Here is a 20784-nt window from a genome sequence, read left to right on the forward strand (position 1 = left end):
GATTCTCCGCCTGCGGCGGGTCGCTTTAGCGACATGATTCCTTTCCGCCCCAGTGCATATATCATAGGGAATTCCGAAGGACTTTCTTATGATATAATAAAGCGGCACAGCTGGTTATGGCTGTGCCGCTATTGCTCTTTTCATTCTATATATCTTATATCTACTCAGCCGCTTCCTCAGGCATCTGGGCTGCAGCAATCTCATACTGCTCCAGTATAATCTTTTGAATCCGCTCCCTGGTATCCGAATTGATGGGATGTGCAATGTCACGGTATTCCCCGTCAGAAGCCTTGCGGCTCGGCATTGCGATAAACAACCCTTTCTCCCCCTCGATTACCTTGATGTCATGAACTACAAATTCATCATCAATGGTAATGGAAACGACTGCTTTCATTTTTCCTTCTTTTGCAACTTTTCGCACTCTAACGTCTGTAATTTTCATAACTTTTGAGCCCCTTTCGCCAAATCGTCCTTATGCTATAGTACGTATCTCTCGTTCTTTTCTATAACAATCTTGATCCCATCCTCCCCTACATGGTGAGAGTTGGCACGAATCGTATCCCTGCTCTCCACGATGCAGTTTTCAATGTAGGTATTGTCTCCCAGATATACGTCATTTAAAATGATAGAATTCTTTATTACACAGTTTTCTCCCACAAACACTGTCTTAAAGAGAACAGAATTCTCCACATACCCATTGATGATACAGCCGCTGGATATCAGACTGTTCTTCACTTCAGATCCCGGATTGTACTTTGCGGGGGGAAGATCATCCACCTTGGAGTAAATGTCCGGATACTGGCGGAAGAAGTAATCCCGCACTTCCTTTTTCAGGAAATCCATATTTGTCTTATAATAGGACTCTACAGAGGCGATGTTGCTCCAGTAATCATTAATCTTATAACCATAGATTCTCTTCAGGTTCTTATAGCGGATTAAAATGTCCTTTACAAAGTCATGCCGGTCTTCCTGCGCACACCTCTCAACCAGCTCAATGAGCTGTCTTCTGCGGATAACATAGATTCCGGTAGAGATGGTATTGGAGGTGGAAACCATGGGTTTTTCCTCGAACTCTTCAATCCGGCTGTCCTCATTCATCTTCACCACACCAAATCTGGTCACATCCTCTTTGGCCGGCATCTCCTTGCAGACAACCGTGATATCTGCCTTTTTCTCAATATGGTATTCCAAAACCTTGTTGTAATCCAACTTATAAATTCCATCGCCGGATGCTATGATTACATAGGGCTCATGGCATTTTTTGAGAAAATCCAGATTCTGGTAGATAGCGTCCGCGGTTCCCCGGTACCAAAAACTGTTGTCCGAGGTGATTGTTGGTGTAAACACATACATACCGCCCTGTTTTCTGCCGAAATCCCACCATTTTGAGGAACTCAGATGTTCATTCAGGGATCTGGAATTATACTGAGTCAGTACAGCTACCTTCTGAATGGAAGAGTTGCTCATATTACTGAGTGCAAAGTCAATGGCGCGGTAGCTGCCAGCTACAGGCATTGCTGCGATAGCGCGTTTGTTTGAAAGTTCTCTCATCCGGTGGCTATTTCCACCCGCTAATATCATTCCTACTGCTCTCATGCTAAATCACCTGCCTTAATTAATGTCTCTCCGCTTTCCAGTACGCCATCTGGATAATCCTCTGCCGTGGTTTCGCCTGAAATAGCAGTATTCTTCCCTATCTTTACATTTGCAGGAATCTTTGTATTTTCTCCGATAGTTACCAGTCCAAAGGAATATACCTTTGGCTTCTCTTTGTTGGGAATGTCTTCACCGATTCCCAGAACTACATTATCTCCTATGGAGGCGTTCTCAGCCACAATGCCGCGGTCCATAACTACGCCGTCACCGATGGTGGCACCTTTCATAATGATGGAATCCCGCACAACGCTTCCCCTACCGATAGTAACCCCGGCTCCTATTACGGAATTGCTGACTTCCCCGTAAATCTCTGTGCCGTCACCAATAATGCTCTTATTAATCTTTGCTTCCGCCGCGATATACTGGGGCGGAATGATCTCACTGCTGGTGAAAATCTTCCAGAATTCCTCATAGAGGTTAAACTCCGGGATGATGTCGATCAGCTCCATATTTGCTTCCCAGTAGGAGCCTAAGGTTCCCACGTCCTTCCAGTAGCCGTTGTACTCATAGGCAACCAGTTTCTCGCCTTTTTCGTGGCAATAAGGGATGACATGCATACCAAAGTCACAGTTGCTCTGATCCTTCAAAGTAACCAGTGCCTCTTTCAGTGCCGGCCATGAGAATATGTAGATACCCATGGAGGCCAAATTGCTCTTGGGCTTATCCGGTTTTTCCTGAAACTCGGTGATTCTGTTCTGATCATCCGTCACCACAATGCCGAACCGGCTTGCCTCCTCCATGGGAACAGGCATCACTGCAATACTCACATCTGCATTGCTCGCCTTGTGGAAGTCCAGCATAACTTCATAATCCATTTTGTAGATGTGATCTCCGGAAAGGATGAGAACATATTCCGGGTTGTACATCTCCATATAACCCAGGTTCTGGTAGATGGCGTTTGCGGTACCTGTATACCATTCACTGTTTCCGCTCTTCTCATAAGGGGGAAGAACGGTAACTCCGCCAATGTTTCTATCCAAATCCCAAGGAATACCAATTCCGATATGCGTATTCAGTCTGAGGGGCTGATATTGCGTCAAAACACCCACTGTATCTACACCAGAATTAATACAGTTACTCAGCGGAAAATCGATTATTCTATATTTTCCGCCGAAAGCTACGGCCGGCTTTGCTACTTTTGAAGTTAGGACGCCAAGGCGGCTGCCTTGTCCACCTGCAAGTAACATTGCAATCATTTCTTTTTTAATCACGCTATCACCTCTTGTTGTATTATTTTTATGTTTTTTCATTATAACACATATTTCCATAATAGTGAACACATTTTACAATTATTTGAAATATTTTTCCTCCATTTTATAAATTTTATCATAATAAATTACCCAACCCAACATATCTCTTATATTTTTTCGACATTTCGCCAGCTTTCGACAATATTTTTTATACTAAACTTACAAATGACGGCACATTCCCAGCGGCATATGAAAAATAATCACGAAAATTGGTTTTTCCATTTTCTACCGTTTTTTAGGAATTTCTGCGGATTTCTAAGAAGCACTTTCCATTTTCAGAAAATGAGGGTATAATGAAACGAAATAAATCAATTGGATATAAAGGAGATTTTATTATGTATCAGATAGATTTCACCAAGCCTATCCATATTCATTTTATCGGTATCGGAGGAATCAGCATGAGCGGGCTCGCCTCCATTTTGCTGGACCAGAAGTTCAAGGTTTCTGGTTCGGATGCGAAGGAGTCCCCTCTCACCAAATGGATGGAGCAGGAAGGTGCCACCGTCTACTATGGTCAGAAGGCCTCTAATATAGAGGATGAACCGGACCTGGTTGTTTACACGGCAGCCATTCACCCGGACAATTCGGAGTTCGCCGCTGCGGTAAAGAAACAGATCCCCATGATCAGCCGCGCCGAACTGCTGGGGCAGCTTATGAAGAATTACAAGACTCCCATCGCCGTATCCGGAACCCACGGAAAGACCACCACTACCTCCATGGCGTCCCATATTCTGCTGGCTGCAGACTTGGACCCCACCATTTCCGTGGGTGGTATCTTGAAGGCGATTGACGGAAATATACGTGTGGGCGGGCACGACACGTTCATCACAGAAGCCTGCGAATACACCAACAGCTTTCTCCACTTTTATCCCAAAATCAGTCTCATCCTGAATATTGACGCGGATCATCTGGACTTTTTTAAAGACCTGGACGATATTCGCCACTCCTTCCGCCTCTTTGCAGAGCGCCTTCCCCAGGATGGTATCCTGATCATCAACAACGAGATTCCGGACTGTCAAAAGCTGGTGGAAGGTCTTTCCTGTAAGGTGATCACATATGGCAAAGGCGGCGATTATCAGGCTGCAGGTATTACCTATGATACCATGGCACATGGGGCTTTTGACCTGGTAAAAGGCGACAGCGTACTGGGGCATTTCTGCCTCAACGTACCTGGCGAGCACAATATTTCAAATGCTCTGGCTTCACTAGTCCTGGGAGACATCCTGGGCATTCCGGCAGAGACCATGGCAAAGGGACTGATGGAGTTTTCCGGCACGGACCGCCGGTTCGAGAAAAAGGGGGAAATTGGAGGGGTTACCATTATTGATGACTACGCCCACCACCCCACAGAGATCCGGGCCACGCTCACTGCCACGAAAAACTATCCACACAAATCTATCTGGTGCGTATTCCAGCCACACACCTATACACGCACCAAAGCCCTGATGGACGACTTTGCCGCAGCGCTCTCCCTGGCGGATAAAGTAGTTCTTGCGGATATCTACGCTGCTAGGGAGACGGACTGCCTTGGGATCAGTTCTAAGATGCTCATGGAAAAGGTCCAGGCGTTGGGAACGGATGCCTATTACTTTCCCTCCTTTGACGCCATTGAAAACTTTTTATTAGAAAATTGTATGCACGGCGACCTGTTGATAACTATGGGGGCCGGAGATGTTGTAAAAATTGGCGAGAGCCTGTTGGGAAAATAGTTATCCACATTATCCACATGCTTATACACATTTTTTTTGTGTAAGCATGTGGATTTTTTTGTGGACATGTTTGTTTACATAATTTTACCGACATAATTTTCTTTTTTTCTCTGTGCCTTGAATTTCCTGGACTTTTTTAGTTGCAGTTGAAAACTATTCACACTTTTATCCACATTATCCACATTTTCCACATTGGTTGTGTACACTTACCACTTTCCTCTGTGCCCGGAAAAACCGTATTCTCTTTTTAATGAAGATATGCTATACTAAAGCGTAAACGGCAGTGCTCTTTCAGCAAAAATAAGTGAGCACTCTCCCACTGACTTAAAGTCAATCAACGCATGGAAAGATGTACGTACGATGTTAGATTACCGAGCGTGGATTGAAACAATAGATTACATGAAAATGAGAAACAGGTGCCAATATGAGTGAAATTACTTTACATACCCCGGACAGTGCAGAAGTGACTGCGGTCCGAAACACATTTATTGACTGCTACATGCCCAGAGCCAACGGTGAGTACGTAAAGCTCTACCTCTACCTGCTGCGCCTCTCAGGCAGCAGCCAGGGAATTTCCATCAGCAAGATTGCTGAAATTTTTGAATATACCGAAAAGGATATCCTCCGCGCTTTGTCCTACTGGGAAAAGGAGGGTCTGATGAAGCTGTCCCACGGCGCCTCCGGGGAGCTGGATGGCATTTCTTTTGTGGAATTATCCACTGCAAATGCAGCTCCCACCCTGCAGACAGCGGAGACTGCAGTATCTGCTGAGGTTCCCGAAAAAGTGCCGCTTACAGCAGACCGTATGGCTCAGCTCTCGGAACAGGAGGATATCGCCCAGCTTCTCTTTATCGCTGCCCAATATCTGGGAAAAACCCTAAGTCCCACGGAAATCTCCAATATTCTATATTTTTATGACACTCTTCATTTTTCTACGGACTTAATCGAATACCTGGTGGAATACTGTGTCTCCAAAGGCAGCAAGAGCAGCCGCTATATGGAGAAGGTAGCTATGGAGTGGTCCAGAGAAGGGATCTCTACAGTGGAGCAGGCAAAAAACAGCACAAACCTATACAACCGAAACTACTACTCTATCCTGAATGCCTTTGGCATCAAGGGCAGGGGGCCTGCACAACCTGAGATTGACTTTATGAATCAGTGGCTGAACAGCTACCACTTTACTTTGGACATCATCAAGGAGGCCTGCAGCCGCACTGTGGCCCAGACTCAGCGCCCCAATTTCCAGTACGCCAACAAGATCCTGGAGGAGTGGCACAAAAATAATGTACACCATCTTTCAGACATTCAGGCCCTGGATGAACAGCACCTCAAAAAGAAAAAGACCGCTTCCCAAAAGCCCAGGCCTGCTGCAAATACGAAATTCAACAACTTTCACCAGCGGGATTATGATTTTGAGGAGCTGGAGAAGCAGCTGCTCAACCGCTGACACAATTAGGAGGAAAGATTTTGGCACTGAAAAATATCCAGTACGATACCATTATGCGGGAATACTACCGAAGACAGCTGGAAAATAAACGCCTTCAGGACGAGCGGGTAGCCGAAGCCTATACGTGTATACCAGACCTGTCCGAAATCGACAGCCGGGTGGCCTCCCTGGGCGTCAGTCAGGCCCGGAAACTTCTGGACGGGGACGATACTGCCCTGACGGTTCTGAGGGATGAGATAAAAAGCTTAGGACAGGAGCGATCACGTCTTCTTACTGAAAACGGATATCCTGCTGACTATCTGGAGATGAAATACCGTTGTCCTGACTGCCGGGACACCGGTTTTGTGGACAATAAAAAATGCCGCTGTTTTAAACAGGCTGTCATTGATCTGCTCTACACCCAGTCCAATATCCGGGAAGCGCTCAGAGAGGAGAATTTCGAAACCTTTTCCTTTGCCTACTACTCTGACACTATCATTAACCCGGCCACCGGACTGTCCGCACTGGCCACCATAAGACAGATTGTGGACGAGTGCAAGGACTTTATTCAACACTTTGATGACTCAGAGGAAAATTTCTTTTTCTACGGAGACACAGGTGTGGGCAAAACCTTTTTAACACACTGTATCTCAAAAGAACTGTTGGAGAGCGCCCGCTCTGTCATCTATTTTTCTGCCTTTGAACTGTTTGATCTCTTTTCAAAGACCACTTTTGGAAACAGCCAGGAGAATGAGAAGCTGCAGCAGATGCACTCGTACATTTTTGACTGTGACCTACTGATCATCGATGACCTGGGAACGGAGTTGACTAACTCTTTTGTGGCCTCACAGCTTTTTTTGTGTATCAATGAGCGCCTCATGCGCAGAAAATCCACGATTATCTCCACAAACCTTCCCATGGATGTATTTAGGGATACCTATTCTGAGCGTGTTTTTTCCCGCATATCCAGCAATTATCGAATGCGCAAACTGATTGGGGATGATATTCGCATTCAAAAAAGATTATCAGGAATTAAACCTTGACCTCTGGAAACTTTGTGGTAAACTATATGTGTCTATTGCGGACGGCTGCGCCCGCTATGAGGCATATTGCGTATATTTGTAGGGAAATCATATGAAAATGAAAATACAACGGAGGAGTTAACATGCAATCAACAGAAGAACGCAATCTGGAAACCATTCCGGTGGGACCTTTGGGAATCATTGCCCTGGATAGCTGCAAAACCCTGGGCAAAAAAATAAACAACTATCTGGTGGACTGGCGCCGGGAACGGGAGAGTGAACACAAATCCACGATTGCCTTTGAGGGCTATCAGAGAGATACCTATCTCTTAAACACAAAGGTTCCACGCTTTGGTTCCGGGGAGGCTAAGGGCATTATCAATGAGTCTGTGCGTGGAGATGACCTGTACATCTTAGTAGACGTGTGCAATTATTCCATGACTTATTCCCTGTGCGGAAAGACCAACCACATGTCCCCGGATGACCACTTTCAGGATTTAAAGCGCATTATCGCAGCAGTAGGCGGAAAGGCCAGAAGGATTTCCGTTATCATGCCTTTCCTGTATGAGAGCCGCCAGCACAAGCGCACCGGAAGGGAGTCCTTAGACTGTGCCCTTGCACTTCAGGAGCTGGTTAAGATGGGTGTGGACAATATCATTACCTTTGACGCCCACGATCCCCGTGTCCAGAACGCCATTCCGCTGAAGGGATTTGACACTGTACAGCCTGTTTACCAGTTTATCAAAGGACTTTACAAGGCAGTGCCGGATCTGCACATCAGCAAGGAGGACACCATGGTCATCAGCCCGGATGAGGGCGGTATGAGCCGTGCTGTGTACATGGCCAATGTGCTGGGTGTGGATATGGGTATGTTCTACAAGCGCCGCGACTATGCCACCATTGTAAACGGGACCAACCCCATTGTGGCCCACGAGTTCCTGGGCTCTGATGTCTCAGGCAAGGATGTGATTATTATTGATGACATGATCTCCTCCGGGGGCAGTGTGTTAGAGGTGGCCTCTGAACTGAAAAAGCGCAAGGCCAGAAGGGTGTTTGTGTGCTCTACCTTTGGTTTGTTCACCAATGGCATGGATGAATTTGACAGGGCAAACGCGGAGGGTAAGCTGGATTATGTGCTGACCACAAACCTGGTGTATCAGGCTCCGGAGCTTCTGGAAAAGCCATACTATATCAACTGCGATATGAGCAAATATCTGGCTTTTATCATTGACACGCTGAATCATGACGCATCCATCAGCAGTCTGTTGAATCCTCTGGAGAGGATTAATAGCTTTCTTGCAAAGCATAATAAATAGAATTATATGAGTATCCCCACTGGAAACCATTTTTAACAAAAATGGTTTCCAATGGGGATGTTTTTATCTGATGCGCAGTGTAACCGTTTTTTTCTTCCCGCTTCCGTCTGTTGCCCAGGCTGTAATTTTTACCCGTTTTCCCTTTCCTGCCTTTTTTGTCTTCACCTTTCCGGTACTTCCCACTGCGGCATATTTTGTATTGCTGCTGCTCCATTTAAGCTTTGTATTTGCCTTTTTGGATGCCTTTACCTTTGCTTTTAGTTTCAGACTTTTTCCTGCCTTTACCGATTTTGTCCCGGATACTGTAATCTTTTTGACAACGCCCTTCATGGAGGTGAGCTTGTACACTGCCTTGACTCCGCTTCCATCCTTTGCCTGGGCGGTGATGGTTACCTTTTTGCCTCCTGAGCCCCTTTTCATGGTGACCACGCCTTTGCTGTTCACGGCTGCCACTTTCAGGTTGCTGGACTTCCAGCTCAGTACTTTGCTGGATGCGTTCGCAGGGGAAACGCTGGCCTTTAAGGTGAATTTTTTTCCTGCAGCGATCTGTTTTGATATTCCTGACAAGCGTATCTGCCGCACCAGAACCGGTTTCTGAGGTTTCGGCTGATTCTGGTCCGCCGGCGGATCGGTCTTCGGGGAATCTGTCTGATCTTGGTCATCCGGATTTTCAATATAAAAGTTAAAAACCATAACTCCGCTATACTCACCAACTCCCCAGATTCTCACCTGCCCCGTTCCCACTTCTATATTATTTTCCATATCCATGCGGTAATCCCTGCCCTGAATAAGCTCTTGTCCATTGTAGAAAAGAGCCAGAACGGGAGTAATGGGCAGCCCTGTGTATTCATATTGAATCTCCCTGTATATCTGCGTCTCGTCTATATCCAGTCTTTTTTTCTCTCTATATACAAATACCCATTCTTCAGAGCTGCCCACTCTGATCTGTATTTCCTCATTTGTTGGGATATACCCCGGGATTTCCACTGCAAATTCAGTTTTGGTGCTGCCAAACATAGCCTGAGCAGTCTTGCCAGGGGCAAGTTTGGCTCCTGTTTCATCCTCATAGCGGATCTCATATGTCTCCAGCTCCTGTGGATCAGCCGTGATCTCTACCTGATAGGATACACATTTCCCTCCATAGATGAGCTGCACGGTATTTTGCCCAGCCTGTCTGCTTTCGGTTAATGCAGTAAATCCTCCCGTCACAATTTCACTGCTGCCGTCTTCGTAAACTGCCTTTAAACTGAGGCCTGTCAGATCCAGATGTTCTGAGGATAGAAAGGCCTGTTTATGGGACTGTGTATAAAGCTCCAGATTTACCAAAGACTTCTTTTCGCTGCGTGTGGATATTTCATTTTTCTGGGCATAGTTCTGAGCCAGGCTATCTGTGGGACACACCAAGACCAGATTCTCACAGTCCGCAAAAGCCTTTTCTCCGATAGCCTCCACACTGCCGGGAATCCGCACATCAGACAAAGCGCTGCACCCCGCAAAAGCATTTGCTCCGATTTCTGCAGTCTGATTTCCCAAAAATACCGTATTCAATCTCTCGCAGCCGCCAAACGCATTCTCCCCTATTTTTAGAACCGTATCAGGCAGTAAAATTCCCGCAACCGTGGAACTGCCGAAAAACGCAGAGCCGTCAACTCCGGTAACTATGTGCCCGTCGATGGTCTCCGGTATGCTGATTAAATCTCCGCCCGGACTTATACTCCTTGCACTGTAGGCGGCATTCTGCTCTATCCCGGTAATGACTGCGGTTCCGTCCTCATTCAGTTTATACACATACTTTTCTTCCAATGCCAGATTCATATTCTTCAGACAGGAATTGATATAGTTCTTGTAAGTAAGTTTGGGTGCAAATTTATCTATGCAAAATTGCAGCGTATCCTTTTTTCCATCCACTGCAATATTGCTGAGATTCTCCGCCTGTACCTTCAGCGCTGTCACATAAGCATTGTAAATAAATTTATACCGTTTTCTCTGAGCTTTGTCCGCGCTTGTACCTGTCTTTTTATAATGGCTGGCAATATTTCTTCTCTCATTTGCCAGCGCATTTCCCAATGCAGCAGCCGCACTCATACTGAAATTGGCTTTGATCAGATCATCGTAAGAGGGGGACGGCATACAGGTGCCCACAATCCAGAACCCTGCCTCCGCCAGCGCCAACGCCGAACTTACCCCCAAACCTGTACCGCCCGCAAACAGAGTGACCACTTTTTTTGCCCCAGTGGAAGCGATTCCCTTTGCAAGCAGTTCCCACACCTCGTCCTCCCCGAACTTTTTCATGAACTCGTCCACCACGTAGTCACCGCCCAGCCTTTTCTGAAGGCGCTTAAGCCCATTATAGAAGCTGCTCCCCTCCAGCGTCACATCCAGAAGCTTAGTCACCACCTCATACTGGAGATTCACCAGAGTGATCACTGTTACGGAAACACTCAAAAAGTCACCCACCACACCTGCCTTCTTGAATATCTGATCAATAGATTCCCACTCTTCTTCCACCTTTTCGATGATTTTGCTGGCCTGGACGGTAAGGTTAGGATTCGCCACGGCCTTTGCCACCTCCAGCTTCTCCTGATAGCTGATGCTCCGGGAGGCGCTGGCTTTTGAGAGAATCGTGTAGATTTTATCGGTCCATTCCAAAGTGTTGTTTAAGTCACTCACTGCTTCTTCCGCTATGCTGTCACTGTTTCCAATCTGGCGGACCAGTTCCACGGCCACCTGATCCTCGATCTCCTTTTCACTGAAATTGGCTCCGCTATAACCTCCCAATATCTCTTTGAGCGCTCTCACAGTTCCCCCGGAAAACAATGTCTTTAATGCAGACCAGCAGTCGTCTTCGTCTGTCCGTGATGCCAGCACCTCTGCTGCTGCGTCATAGATGGATGACTGCATGGATTTGTAAAACGGGTTGTCCAGGTAATCGTGGTAAGCTCCGAATAGTTCCTCTTCCCCAAGTGTATTCTTCTGATTTCTGATGTTTTCAGTGAGGTCATAAAAATAGTAAATGTCTCTGGATTCACTGGAGGGGAGAATAAGCACTGCGCAATTCAAAAAGTTCTGATAATTCTGACTATTACTCATCCTACCGTAATTGCCTTTTATCAGATATTCTCCATTTTTATTAATGACTCCGCTTTCGGAGTGATCATAATAACTGTTCATCACAAAAGCCATCCCATATCTCATATCTGATACATCTTCGTACTGAGGCTCTATCACCATATTTCCTTCTTTGTCGCAAAACCCCATAAACCCATCTTCACTCTCAGAGACTGCCATCAGATCCATGCAGCGATACCACCCCTCTTCCGTATATCGGTCCTGGATATATTGGGAAAGCGGTCTACCGTCCATATCATAGACTATGTAACTGCCGCCTCCAGTAAAAGCAATGTTTCCCTTATCCGTAAAATGGATTTCCCCATATGGGATATCACCGGTATCCAGTACGATCTTAAAATCTTCATTCATAATCTTATCCTGCCCAGGATCATAGAACAGGCATTTTTCTTCGTTTACATACTCCTTCCAGTCATCCATAGAAAAAGTCGAGGTCTCCCTGTTAAAACCGGAGAACTTTCCGTTTTGTGTATTGAAAAGACCATAGGCTTCAGGCGTCCCTTCATTATTTTTATACAGCTCAATCAAATGCTCCGTTGGCTGCCAGATGCTTTCATTGACCCAGGTTGGAGACACATTTTCCTGGTCAAAAACCAGCTTTTTGCCTGCAGTATCGTAGATTTTGGCAAAGTACCGCCCCTCCATGTCATTCACAGTGACGTATAGATATCGCTCATTGCAGTACGCAAGGGAGACAGACCTGACCTTTCCCAAACTCCATATGACATTCCCCTTTCTGTCCAAAACCGTATAATCATAAACGATATCATCCGGCAGAGAAGTGTCTCTCACTTTTTTCAGCCAGTAATTGCCCCCATAATTTTCGTACTCCGCTCCCTCATCATAAGGAAACATCTGATTTCCCTCATGGTCCATTGCCCCCATAAAGCTGGGCTTTTCTCCCCAAGCCCACCAGCCATAATCGTTTACATCATATTTTTCCATGCTGCCTATACTGATTCCGCATACGCCATCTTTCGGTGTATCCAAGACCTTGGAGTATTCTCCGCCATATTTTACATTCAAAGCCGTTATTCCACTGCGGGATACCAGACAGGTCTGCCACCGGTTCTTGTCCTGACCATCTGCTGACTCATAGATATACTGAGTGAGGGCTACCGTCCCCTTCCCCATATAGTAAGCCTTATTAAAGCTGCACGGAGCCAATTCCTCCCCGGTTTCCGCATCCAGCACGCCATACCCGTCATCCGTTTCGCAGATCACAACTGTGTCATCCTCATAGGATTGCACGCTCTCATATAAATATTCCCCGCTCAAGCTTCCCGCATCATTGAACAGCGCCTGCTTATACTGGCCATGCTCCTTTGAAGAACTTATATAGTGAGTTACACCTGCATTTGTAACACCTGCTACGGCCCGAATTTCCTCATATTTGGTCTCATAAATGATCTCTCCGTGCAAATTCATCAGCCCATATTTCCCGTCCTTAATGATACCCAGAGATCTGGTAGGTTTCCCATAGTAGGCCAGGGAATAGATGTCATCCAGGCCATACTCATAGTAAGCTCCGGTTGATGCGTTTAGAACATCGTATTTCCCGGTATCCGGATTGAGAATCTTGTAAAGAGTGTCACAGTATTCATCTTTATTAACCTCACTGTATGATTCTTGAAAATGAGCGGCAGATCTAAGGGTAGAGATCGCAGGTACACTGGACAGCCACCCGTAGTTGTTATCTGCAATCCAATTTTCATCTTTGGTTGACACCGTAAATTTTTTAATCAGGCCTGAATGACCCACCAAATAAATATTGGCAAATGCATCATCAACTTCCTGACGAAGTACCAGCAGGAATTGGTCGATCACCGCCTCCACCCAGGTATCCGAATCTGTGATCTCCAGTTTATTGGCAAGTACATCTGCGTTCTCCACTCCATACTTTGTGGGTAAAAAAGTAAACGGCAGGCTTTCCTCCCCACTTTTCGCCTGTGTAAAATCTGCTGCATAAGTCAGGCCGCTATTACTGCACAATATTGCAATGCATAAAATAAAACTCAATATCCTTTTCTTCATCTTTCCCTCCTGCTCTGTCCCCGCTTCGATCATTACAGAACCCCCTATTACCAAGTTATTTACATACTTTTTCACTTCTCTTCCATTTCCAAAATCTCTTCATAGATCTTCTGTTCTCTCTCATGACAGGTAAAGAGCAGCACCTGGCGCCCGGTATCCATTAGCCATTCGATGGTCTGACGAAGTCTTTCATCATCGTACATAGCAAATGCATCGTCCAGGATGATCGGCATAGGCTCCTTTTGGCTGATAAGCTCCCCGGCAGCCATACGCAGCGCAAAGTATATCTGATCCATGGTTCCTCTGCTCACCTGCTCTATGGTCAGCAATTTATTGGGCGTGTTGATTTTAATGCTTAGATCCTCATCTAAAAAGATACTGGTATATCTTCCCTCTGTAATCACACTCAAAATTTCTGAAATCCTTCGGTTCAGCTCATCGGCCAAGCGCTGATGGAGCTCTTTCGAAACCTTTTTTACGGTGGAAATCGCTAGTTTCACTGCCTCCAGCTCCTCTTGAAAATACCCCCTGCTGTAGCTTTCCTGCCCAATTTCCTCAATCATTTCCCTTAAATTGTCTCTGGCTGTCTCTTTCTCCCTTATCTCCTCCTTGAAATGCTCCAATTGCCACATAAGCCTCTGGCACTCCTGCCCCAAGGTCTGAACCTGCTGTGCTCCCTGTTGCCTCTGCAGCTCCTCCTGGCTCTCCAGATCCATCTCTTCCTCATTTTCCAGACTGCGTTTTCTCCTCCACCAAAAGATTCCAAACAATGCGAGCCATCCTGCCAGAGTCATCCCTTTCAACCAAATCCCCGGTACCAGGGCACTGGTTACAATAGCGGACAGCCCCAGAAGAAGCAACAGAAGTTCTCTCTTTCTCTTGCTATCCCTGCTCTCTGGTTCCTGCACTTGTGCCTTCCAAGCCTCCTGCTGATGTAAAGCCTCCTGCCATTCCTCCTGCGCCCGGCACACTGCCCTCTCTTTCTCCAGGGCTTCCTCATGAAGAGTCTGAATCTCCTGCTGTACATAGTCCAGCTTCATCTGGATCTCCCGGCACTTCCCGGATGCCCGCATAAGCTCTCGCTTTTGCTCCCCCTCCAGGGCTTTTCTCTGTTCATCCAGCTTCGCCAGCGCCCCGTTCACATCAATCTCACTGTCTCCCGCGCTCTGGAGATTTGCCATATAGCGTCTCACCTCATCTGCCAGCCCGGCCTTTGCCTCGCTTGAACCCTGGGTGATATAGATCGTGTTGCGAAAGGCTGTCTCACTCATTCCCTCCAACAGAACTGCAAGGTCGCCGTGCTCAATGGAGAGCTCCTCACCATCCGTCTCACATACCAGGGATGCCCGCTTTTCTCTGGTGTGAAAACTTCTCTCCAGACGAAAGATCTTCCCCCCGCTCTCAAAGTGCATTACGCCGGCAAAATATGCGGGATTTTCCCAAGGCTGTCTGAGACTGTATTCATCTCTCCCGGATGCTCTGCCTCTCTGTTTTTCGATTCCGTAAAACATACCGCAGATAAAGGAGACAATCGTTGTCTTTCCCGCTTCATTTGCACCAGTCATAATATTCATTCCCTGGTGAAACCGCAGTGTTTTGTCTGCGAATTTTCCAAAGTTTTTGATTTGTAATTCCAGTATCCGCATTTTTTATCCCTTCTGTCCCAGCAGGGCCTGCACTCCGTAGTACAGAGCCTTTTTTTCAGTACTTCCCATTCCGGGGCGATATAGCTCTTCAATGTATGCACCCACCAGATCTTCTCTGTGCGATTCCAAAAGCTTCCCGAAATCATAGGCAGGCTCCGAATCATCCAGAACTTCCACTATATTTCCCAGATCGGAATATACCTCTGTATGAAAAACTATATCGGGATCTCGAAATCCAGAAATCCTTATTTTGTAGATATGCTCTTTTCCCCTCTTCTCTATCATCTTAACAATTCTGTTTCTCATAGAGTAATCGGTCTGCCGCTCATCCGACCCAATCTCCAGAGAGACGTACTCTCTGCATGCCCAGGGCACAAAATCAAGGGAAAGGCGGCCTCCTTCCCATACGCCATCCAGATAGCCATGAGGTCCTGTATCGTTGCGCTCCAAAGGCTCCAGTGCTCCCGCATAAGCCGCGCGGCCCGGAACCAGCACCTGCGGCTTGTGAATATGCCCCAGGGCTATGTAGTCAAATCCGGATGTCATAAGCTTTCTCCTGTCAATCGGGATATGCTTCTCATCCCCTCCGTGTGCCAGAAGAATCTTAAAACACCTGTCACTTTCCACACATATACTGTCATACAGAGGTTCCCTGATTTCTCTGGAGGCATAGCTAAAGCCATAGATACTCGTTTCAATGTCTTTAAACTCCACGTGCCCACAGCGATCCTCCCCCAAAAACAACACATTTTCATTCCAGGAGAATCTGTGATAATACGAGTCCCTCTTCAAATAATCATGGTTTCCGGCGATCAGGACCACCTTGGTATGGCTAAGTCCAGAAAAAAGATAGTTTACCTCCTTTAATTCCCGCAGCAGCGGCTGCCTGTGAAAAAGGTCCCCTGCAATGAGAAGCAGATCGATCTGCTCCTCCTTTGCCTTACCAATCAACCTGCGAAAGCTCTCCCAGATCTCCTTTTCCCGCTCCCTGCTCCAAGCAAACCCCGTATCCGGTACAGCGCCCAGATGGATATCCGCTGTGTGAAAAAAACGCATTTCTCCCCCTCCTCTCCACTTTTACCATTTTGACCAGGTCATTTTTCAAAAACGACCGGGTCATTTTCGGAAATGACCCGGTCAAAAATGACAGCTCGTTAAAAATTAAACATTCTTCAGCGCCTGCTCTAAATCTGCAATAATATCCTGCACATTTTCTATCCCCACTGAGAAGCGGATCATTCCCGGAGAAACTCCCGCCTCAGCCAGCTGCTGGTCATTCATCTGTCTATGGGTATGGCTGGCCGGATGCAGTACGCTCGTGCGTGCATCCGCCACATGGGTGACAATGGCTGCCAGCTTCAGACTGTCCATAAAGCGCACTGCCCCCTCTCTTCCACCTGATACTTCAAAGGAAATGACACCGCAGGTTCCCTTTGGCATATATTTCTTTGCCAGCTCATAGTACTTATCTCCCGGAAGACCGGCATAGTTTACGTTTGTCACCTTCTCATGCGCCTGCAGATACTCTGCTACTTTCTGCGCATTGTAGCAGTGACGCTCCACCCTTAGCGGCAGGGTTTCTAATCCCACATTTAATAAAAAGCAGTTTTGCGGAGAGGGAATGGAGCCCAGATCTCTCATAAGCTGTACAGTAGCCTTTGTTATGTAAGCTGCTTTTCCAAACCGCTCGGTATATATGACCCCATGGTATGAGTCATCCGGCTGGGTGAGACCATGGTACTTGTCCCCATAAGCGTTCCAGTCAAAGTTTCCGCTGTCCACAATTGCCCCGCCAACCTGCATAGCGTGCCCGTCCATGTATTTGGTGGTGGAATGCGTCACAATATCTGCTCCCCACTCAAACGGTCTGCAGTTAACCGGGGTTGCAAATGTATTGTCAACAATCAATGGTACCTGATGGTCATGGGCCAGTTTGGCAAATTTTTCAATATCCAGCACCACAAGGGCGGGATTCGCGATTGTCTCCGCGAATACTACTTTCGTGTTGGAGCGGAACGCTTTCTCAATCTCCTCAGCAGGCGCATCCACATCCACAAAGGTGCACTCAATCCCCAGCTTTTTCATGGTCACCCCAAACAGGTTAAATGTCCCTCCATATACAGTAGCGCCGCACACAATGTGGTCCCCTGCCTCGCAAATATTAAAGACTGCATAGAAATTTGCCGCCTGGCCGGAGGAGGTGAGCATCCCTGCCACACCCCCTTCCAGGTCCGTAATCTTTGCCGCCACAGCGTCATTGGTGGGATTCTGAAGGCGTGTGTAAAAATACCCGTCCTCCTCCAGGTCAAAAAGCTTCCCCATCTCATCTGTAGTATCGTATTTAAAAGTGGTGCTCTGTACAATCGGAAGCACTCTTGGCTGTCCCTTCCCCGGCTGCCAGCCTGACTGGATACATTTTGTCTCAATCTGATAATTACTCATTTGCTTTTCTCCTTTGCTATTTAATATTCATCGTCCCGATAAAACCGCTTAATTCTCCTCAAACAATACGGTACTGAAATACCGCTCCCCGGTGTCCGGCAAAATAGTGACCACTGTTTTACCAGCCCCCAGCTTCTTAGCAAGTTTAATCGCTGCCGCCACATTGGACCCGCTGGAAATCCCGCAGAGCAGTCCTTCCTCTCTGGCCAGTCTTTTGGAAACTTCCAGCGCCTCCTCATCCGTGACCACACAGATATCCTCATAAATATCCATATTCAGGTTCTCCGGAATGAGTCCGTCGCCGATTCCCATCTGCAGATGGGTACCAATACTTCCCCCGGAAAGAATCGCCGCGTGTTCCGGTTCCACCGCCCAGATTGTGATATCCGGATACTGGTTTTTCAACACCTCCCCAATGCCAGAGAGCGTTCCCCCGGTTCCCACACCGGAGCAAAAGCCATGCACAGGCCCCTCTATCTGCTCCAGAATCTCCACAGCTGTATGGTACTTGTGAACCAGTGGGTTGTTGGGGTTGGTAAACTGCTGAGGGACAAAAACTTTGGGGTCCTCTCTCTCCATCCTAAGAGCGGTCTGAAGGCACTCATCAATGCACTTTCCAATGTCCCCGTCATCGTGAATCAACACCACTTCCGCCCCGTACTGCTGTACCAGCTTTCGCCGCTCCTCACTTACAGAGTCCGGCATAATGATTTTCACCTGGTAACCTTTCACTGCCCCTACCAGTGCGATTCCAATACCTTGGTTTCCGCTTGTGGGCTCCACGATAATAGAATCCTTTTTCAGTTTCCCCTCGTTTTCCGCAGCCTTAAGCATATTGTAGGCAGTCCTCGTTTTCACAGAACCGCCAATATTGACGCCTTCATATTTTACCAGAATCTCTGCGGAGTCCTCATCCGTCATTTTATTTAAGCGAATCATAGGCGTATGACCGATGGCCTCCAACACATTATTATAAATCACATTATTTTCCTCCTGAACCATTCTTTACTTATTATAATACAGCTTATGGGAAAAACAAAGTTTTTTTAAAATCTCCCCACTGCCTGCCACACAGCAACGCTTCGTGGTTCCATTCTCATCGCATCCCAGATTCCCCCAGTTTTTTTCTGCCCAGTGCAGGCGTACAGCTGCCAGCCCCATCCTTCAGAGAGGCCCGGAAGGATGATCTTTTGTTCCTCCCAGTAGACATTGATTGCAACATATACGATATCATCCATTCCCCTGTCACCATCATACCCGGCATACATGACACAGATAACCCTGGTTTCACTGGTAATATCCCCATTCCAGGGCTTTTGCGTGTGCGTGCTGACCTTCGGAAAACCGCATTTGGCAGGCTCCAGATCACGCCGCACAGCCGGATGCGCCCTGCGGAACCCGATCATCCGCTTAAAAAAATCAAATAATTCTCTATTCTTATCCAAGAGATTCCAATCCAGCCAGGAGATTTCATTGTCCTGACAATAGGCATTATTATTACCAAACTGGGTATTACCAAACTCATCTCCAGCCAGAAACATGGGAGTTCCCCGGCTGCACATGAGCACTGCGCAGGCATTCTTCATCAGCTTCATCCTCAGCTGATTGACATTCTCATCCTCTGTCATCCCCTCTGCTCCGCAGTTCCAGCTGCGATTGTCATCCGCGCCGTCCGTGTTATTCCATCCATTGGCATAGTTGTGCTTTTCATTATATGCGTACAGATCGTAGAGGGTGAATCCATCGTGGCAGGTCAGAAAATTCACGGAAGAATTGTATCCCTCATATCCCTTCTGATACAAATCCCAAGACCCTGTAATTCTCTTGATCGCCTCCGGAGCCATCCAATAATCCCCTTTGAGAAAGCTTCTCAGATCATCTCTGTATTTACCGTTCCACTCAGCCCACCTGTGCCACGCAGGAAAATTCCCTACCTGGTAAAGTCCACCCGCATCCCAGGCCTCAGCAATCAGTTTTACATTTCCAAGGATAGGGTCAAAGGCCAGGCGCTGAAGCAGGGGAGGGTCCTGCATAGGTGAACCGTCCTCGTTCCGCCCCAAAATGCTGGCCAGGTCAAACCGGAACCCGTCCACCCGGTAAGCTGTGGTCCAATAGCGCAGACACTCCACAATCATCTCCTGAACCACAGGATGATTGCAGTTCATGGTATTTCCGCAGCCGCTGAAATTATAGTAATGACCGTCAGGTGTCAGCATATAATAAATGTTATTGTCAAATCCCTTAAAGGAGATAAACGGACCTTCCTCGTTTCCCTCCGCAGTATGGTTGAACACCACATCCAGAATGACTTCGATCCCATTTGCATTGAGCTCCTTAATCAGCGTTTTTAGCTCTGTTCCCTCGCGGTTGTACTCCTCCGCAGCCGTATAACTGGTGTTGGGTGCAAAAAAACTCACGGTATTATACCCCCAATAGTCCAGAAGATTCTGGCCTTCCACCTGCCGCTTTCCCATAGTCTCATCAAACTCAAAAATGGGCATCAGCTCCACAGCAGTAATGCCCAGTTCCTTCAGATAGGGGATCTTCTCCATCAGTCCTGCGAAGGTTCCGGGATGGTTCACTCCCGAGGAATCATGCCTGGTAAATCCCCGCACATGCATTTCATAGATAATCAAATCACTCATGGGAAGCAGCGGCTGAACCGTATTTCCCCAGTCAAAATTGTTTTTTACCACACGTGCGTGGTAATTTTTATCCTTACTCTTTTTCTCTCCCCACACACTCTGCCCTGTGACCGCCTTGGCATACATATCCAGCAGCGTGTTATTTTTATCAAACAGAAGTCCCTTTTCCGGCATCCAGGGGCCGTCTAAACGGTAAGCATACTCAAATTCCCCAATATCAAGCCCAAAGACAATCATGGAATACACATTGCCTATTTTATAGTGCTTGGGAAACGCAAGAATAGCGTATGGTTCCTCCTCCTCCCTTCGGAACAGGAGCAATTCGCAGGATGTTGCATACTTGGAATGCACCGTGAAATTGACCGCACCCGTCAGCGCGGTAGCTCCATTTACATCATACATTCCCGGCCTCACTGGAAATCCCCCCACCACGTCCAGCGGTATCATCTGTTCATAAGTGTCTATGGTAATCAATTCTTCTCCTGGTCTCAAATCATGCCTCCGTTTCC

General features: G+C 47.1%; 13 protein-coding genes. 4 read left to right on the plus strand and 9 right to left on the minus strand.

Annotation, left to right across the window (positions count from 1 at the left end; translation table 11 throughout):
- Window positions 1–160: 160 nt before the first annotated feature.
- Genes spoVG through AC0THY_RS00985 form a run of 3 tightly spaced genes read right to left on the minus strand, consistent with a single transcriptional unit; the run spans window position 161 to window position 2867 of the window.
- A complete protein-coding gene (gene spoVG / locus AC0THY_RS00975; protein ID WP_489992613.1) occupies window positions 161–442 on the minus strand; it encodes a septation regulator SpoVG in 282 nt (93 codons plus the stop codon).
- Window positions 443–477: 35 nt separating this feature from the next.
- Window positions 478–1596: a glucose-1-phosphate adenylyltransferase subunit GlgD gene (gene glgD / locus AC0THY_RS00980; RefSeq protein WP_489992614.1), complete on the minus strand. Its 1119-nt coding sequence runs from the start codon at window positions 1594–1596 to the stop codon at window positions 478–480.
- Entirely contained in the window at window positions 1593–2867 is a 1275-nt protein-coding gene (locus AC0THY_RS00985; RefSeq protein ID WP_489992615.1) for a glucose-1-phosphate adenylyltransferase, read from the minus strand. The genes glgD and AC0THY_RS00985 overlap by 4 nt, the downstream gene beginning before the upstream one ends.
- 374 nt (window positions 2868–3241) lie before the next feature.
- Here AC0THY_RS00985 and murC point away from each other — a divergent pair, with 374 nt between their 5' ends.
- The 4 genes from murC (at window position 3242) to AC0THY_RS01005 (ending at window position 8379) form a co-directional block, all read left to right on the plus strand.
- Window positions 3242–4615, plus strand: a complete 1374-nt coding sequence (gene murC / locus AC0THY_RS00990) for a UDP-N-acetylmuramate--L-alanine ligase (RefSeq protein WP_489992616.1) — start codon at window positions 3242–3244, stop codon at window positions 4613–4615.
- Between the two features lie 424 nt (window positions 4616–5039).
- On the plus strand, window positions 5040–6062 hold the full coding sequence (locus AC0THY_RS00995; RefSeq protein WP_489992617.1) for a DnaD domain protein: 1023 nt from the start codon (window positions 5040–5042) through the stop codon (window positions 6060–6062).
- Window positions 6063–6082: 20 nt separating this feature from the next.
- Complete coding sequence (locus tag AC0THY_RS01000) at window positions 6083–7084, plus strand: ATP-binding protein (RefSeq protein ID WP_489992618.1); 1002 nt, start codon at window positions 6083–6085, stop codon at window positions 7082–7084.
- A 122-nt stretch (window positions 7085–7206) separates the two neighbouring features.
- The gene (locus AC0THY_RS01005; protein ID WP_489992619.1) at window positions 7207–8379 is read left to right on the plus strand and encodes a ribose-phosphate pyrophosphokinase; all 1173 of its coding nucleotides are present in this window, start codon (window positions 7207–7209) and stop codon (window positions 8377–8379) included.
- A 63-nt stretch (window positions 8380–8442) separates the two neighbouring features.
- On the opposite strand, the gene AC0THY_RS01010 is transcribed toward AC0THY_RS01005, so the two are convergent.
- From AC0THY_RS01010 to AC0THY_RS01035, 6 genes are all read right to left on the minus strand, one after another.
- Entirely contained in the window at window positions 8443–13542 is a 5100-nt protein-coding gene (locus tag AC0THY_RS01010) for a leucine-rich repeat protein (protein ID WP_489992620.1), read from the minus strand.
- A gap of 71 nt (window positions 13543–13613) precedes the next feature.
- Entirely contained in the window at window positions 13614–15188 is a 1575-nt protein-coding gene (locus tag AC0THY_RS01015; RefSeq protein ID WP_489992621.1) for an ATP-binding protein, read from the minus strand.
- A 3-nt stretch (window positions 15189–15191) separates the two neighbouring features.
- The gene (locus tag AC0THY_RS01020; RefSeq protein ID WP_489992622.1) at window positions 15192–16244 is read right to left on the minus strand and encodes a metallophosphoesterase family protein; all 1053 of its coding nucleotides are present in this window, start codon (window positions 16242–16244) and stop codon (window positions 15192–15194) included.
- Window positions 16245–16349: 105 nt separating this feature from the next.
- Window positions 16350–17630 carry an O-acetylhomoserine aminocarboxypropyltransferase/cysteine synthase family protein gene (locus tag AC0THY_RS01025; protein WP_489992623.1) on the minus strand — a complete coding sequence of 427 codons (1281 nt, stop codon included), beginning with the start codon at window positions 17628–17630 and terminating at the stop codon, window positions 16350–16352.
- Between the two features lie 48 nt (window positions 17631–17678).
- Window positions 17679–18611, minus strand: a complete 933-nt coding sequence (cysK, locus tag AC0THY_RS01030; protein WP_489992624.1) for a cysteine synthase A — start codon at window positions 18609–18611, stop codon at window positions 17679–17681.
- Window positions 18612–18676: 65 nt separating this feature from the next.
- Window positions 18677–20722 carry a glycogen debranching protein gene (locus tag AC0THY_RS01035; RefSeq protein ID WP_489994126.1) on the minus strand — a complete coding sequence of 682 codons (2046 nt, stop codon included), beginning with the start codon at window positions 20720–20722 and terminating at the stop codon, window positions 18677–18679.
- Window positions 20723–20784 lie beyond the last annotated feature (62 nt).

It is taken from the genome of Ruminococcus sp. 8Y-12, assembly GCF_058119865.1.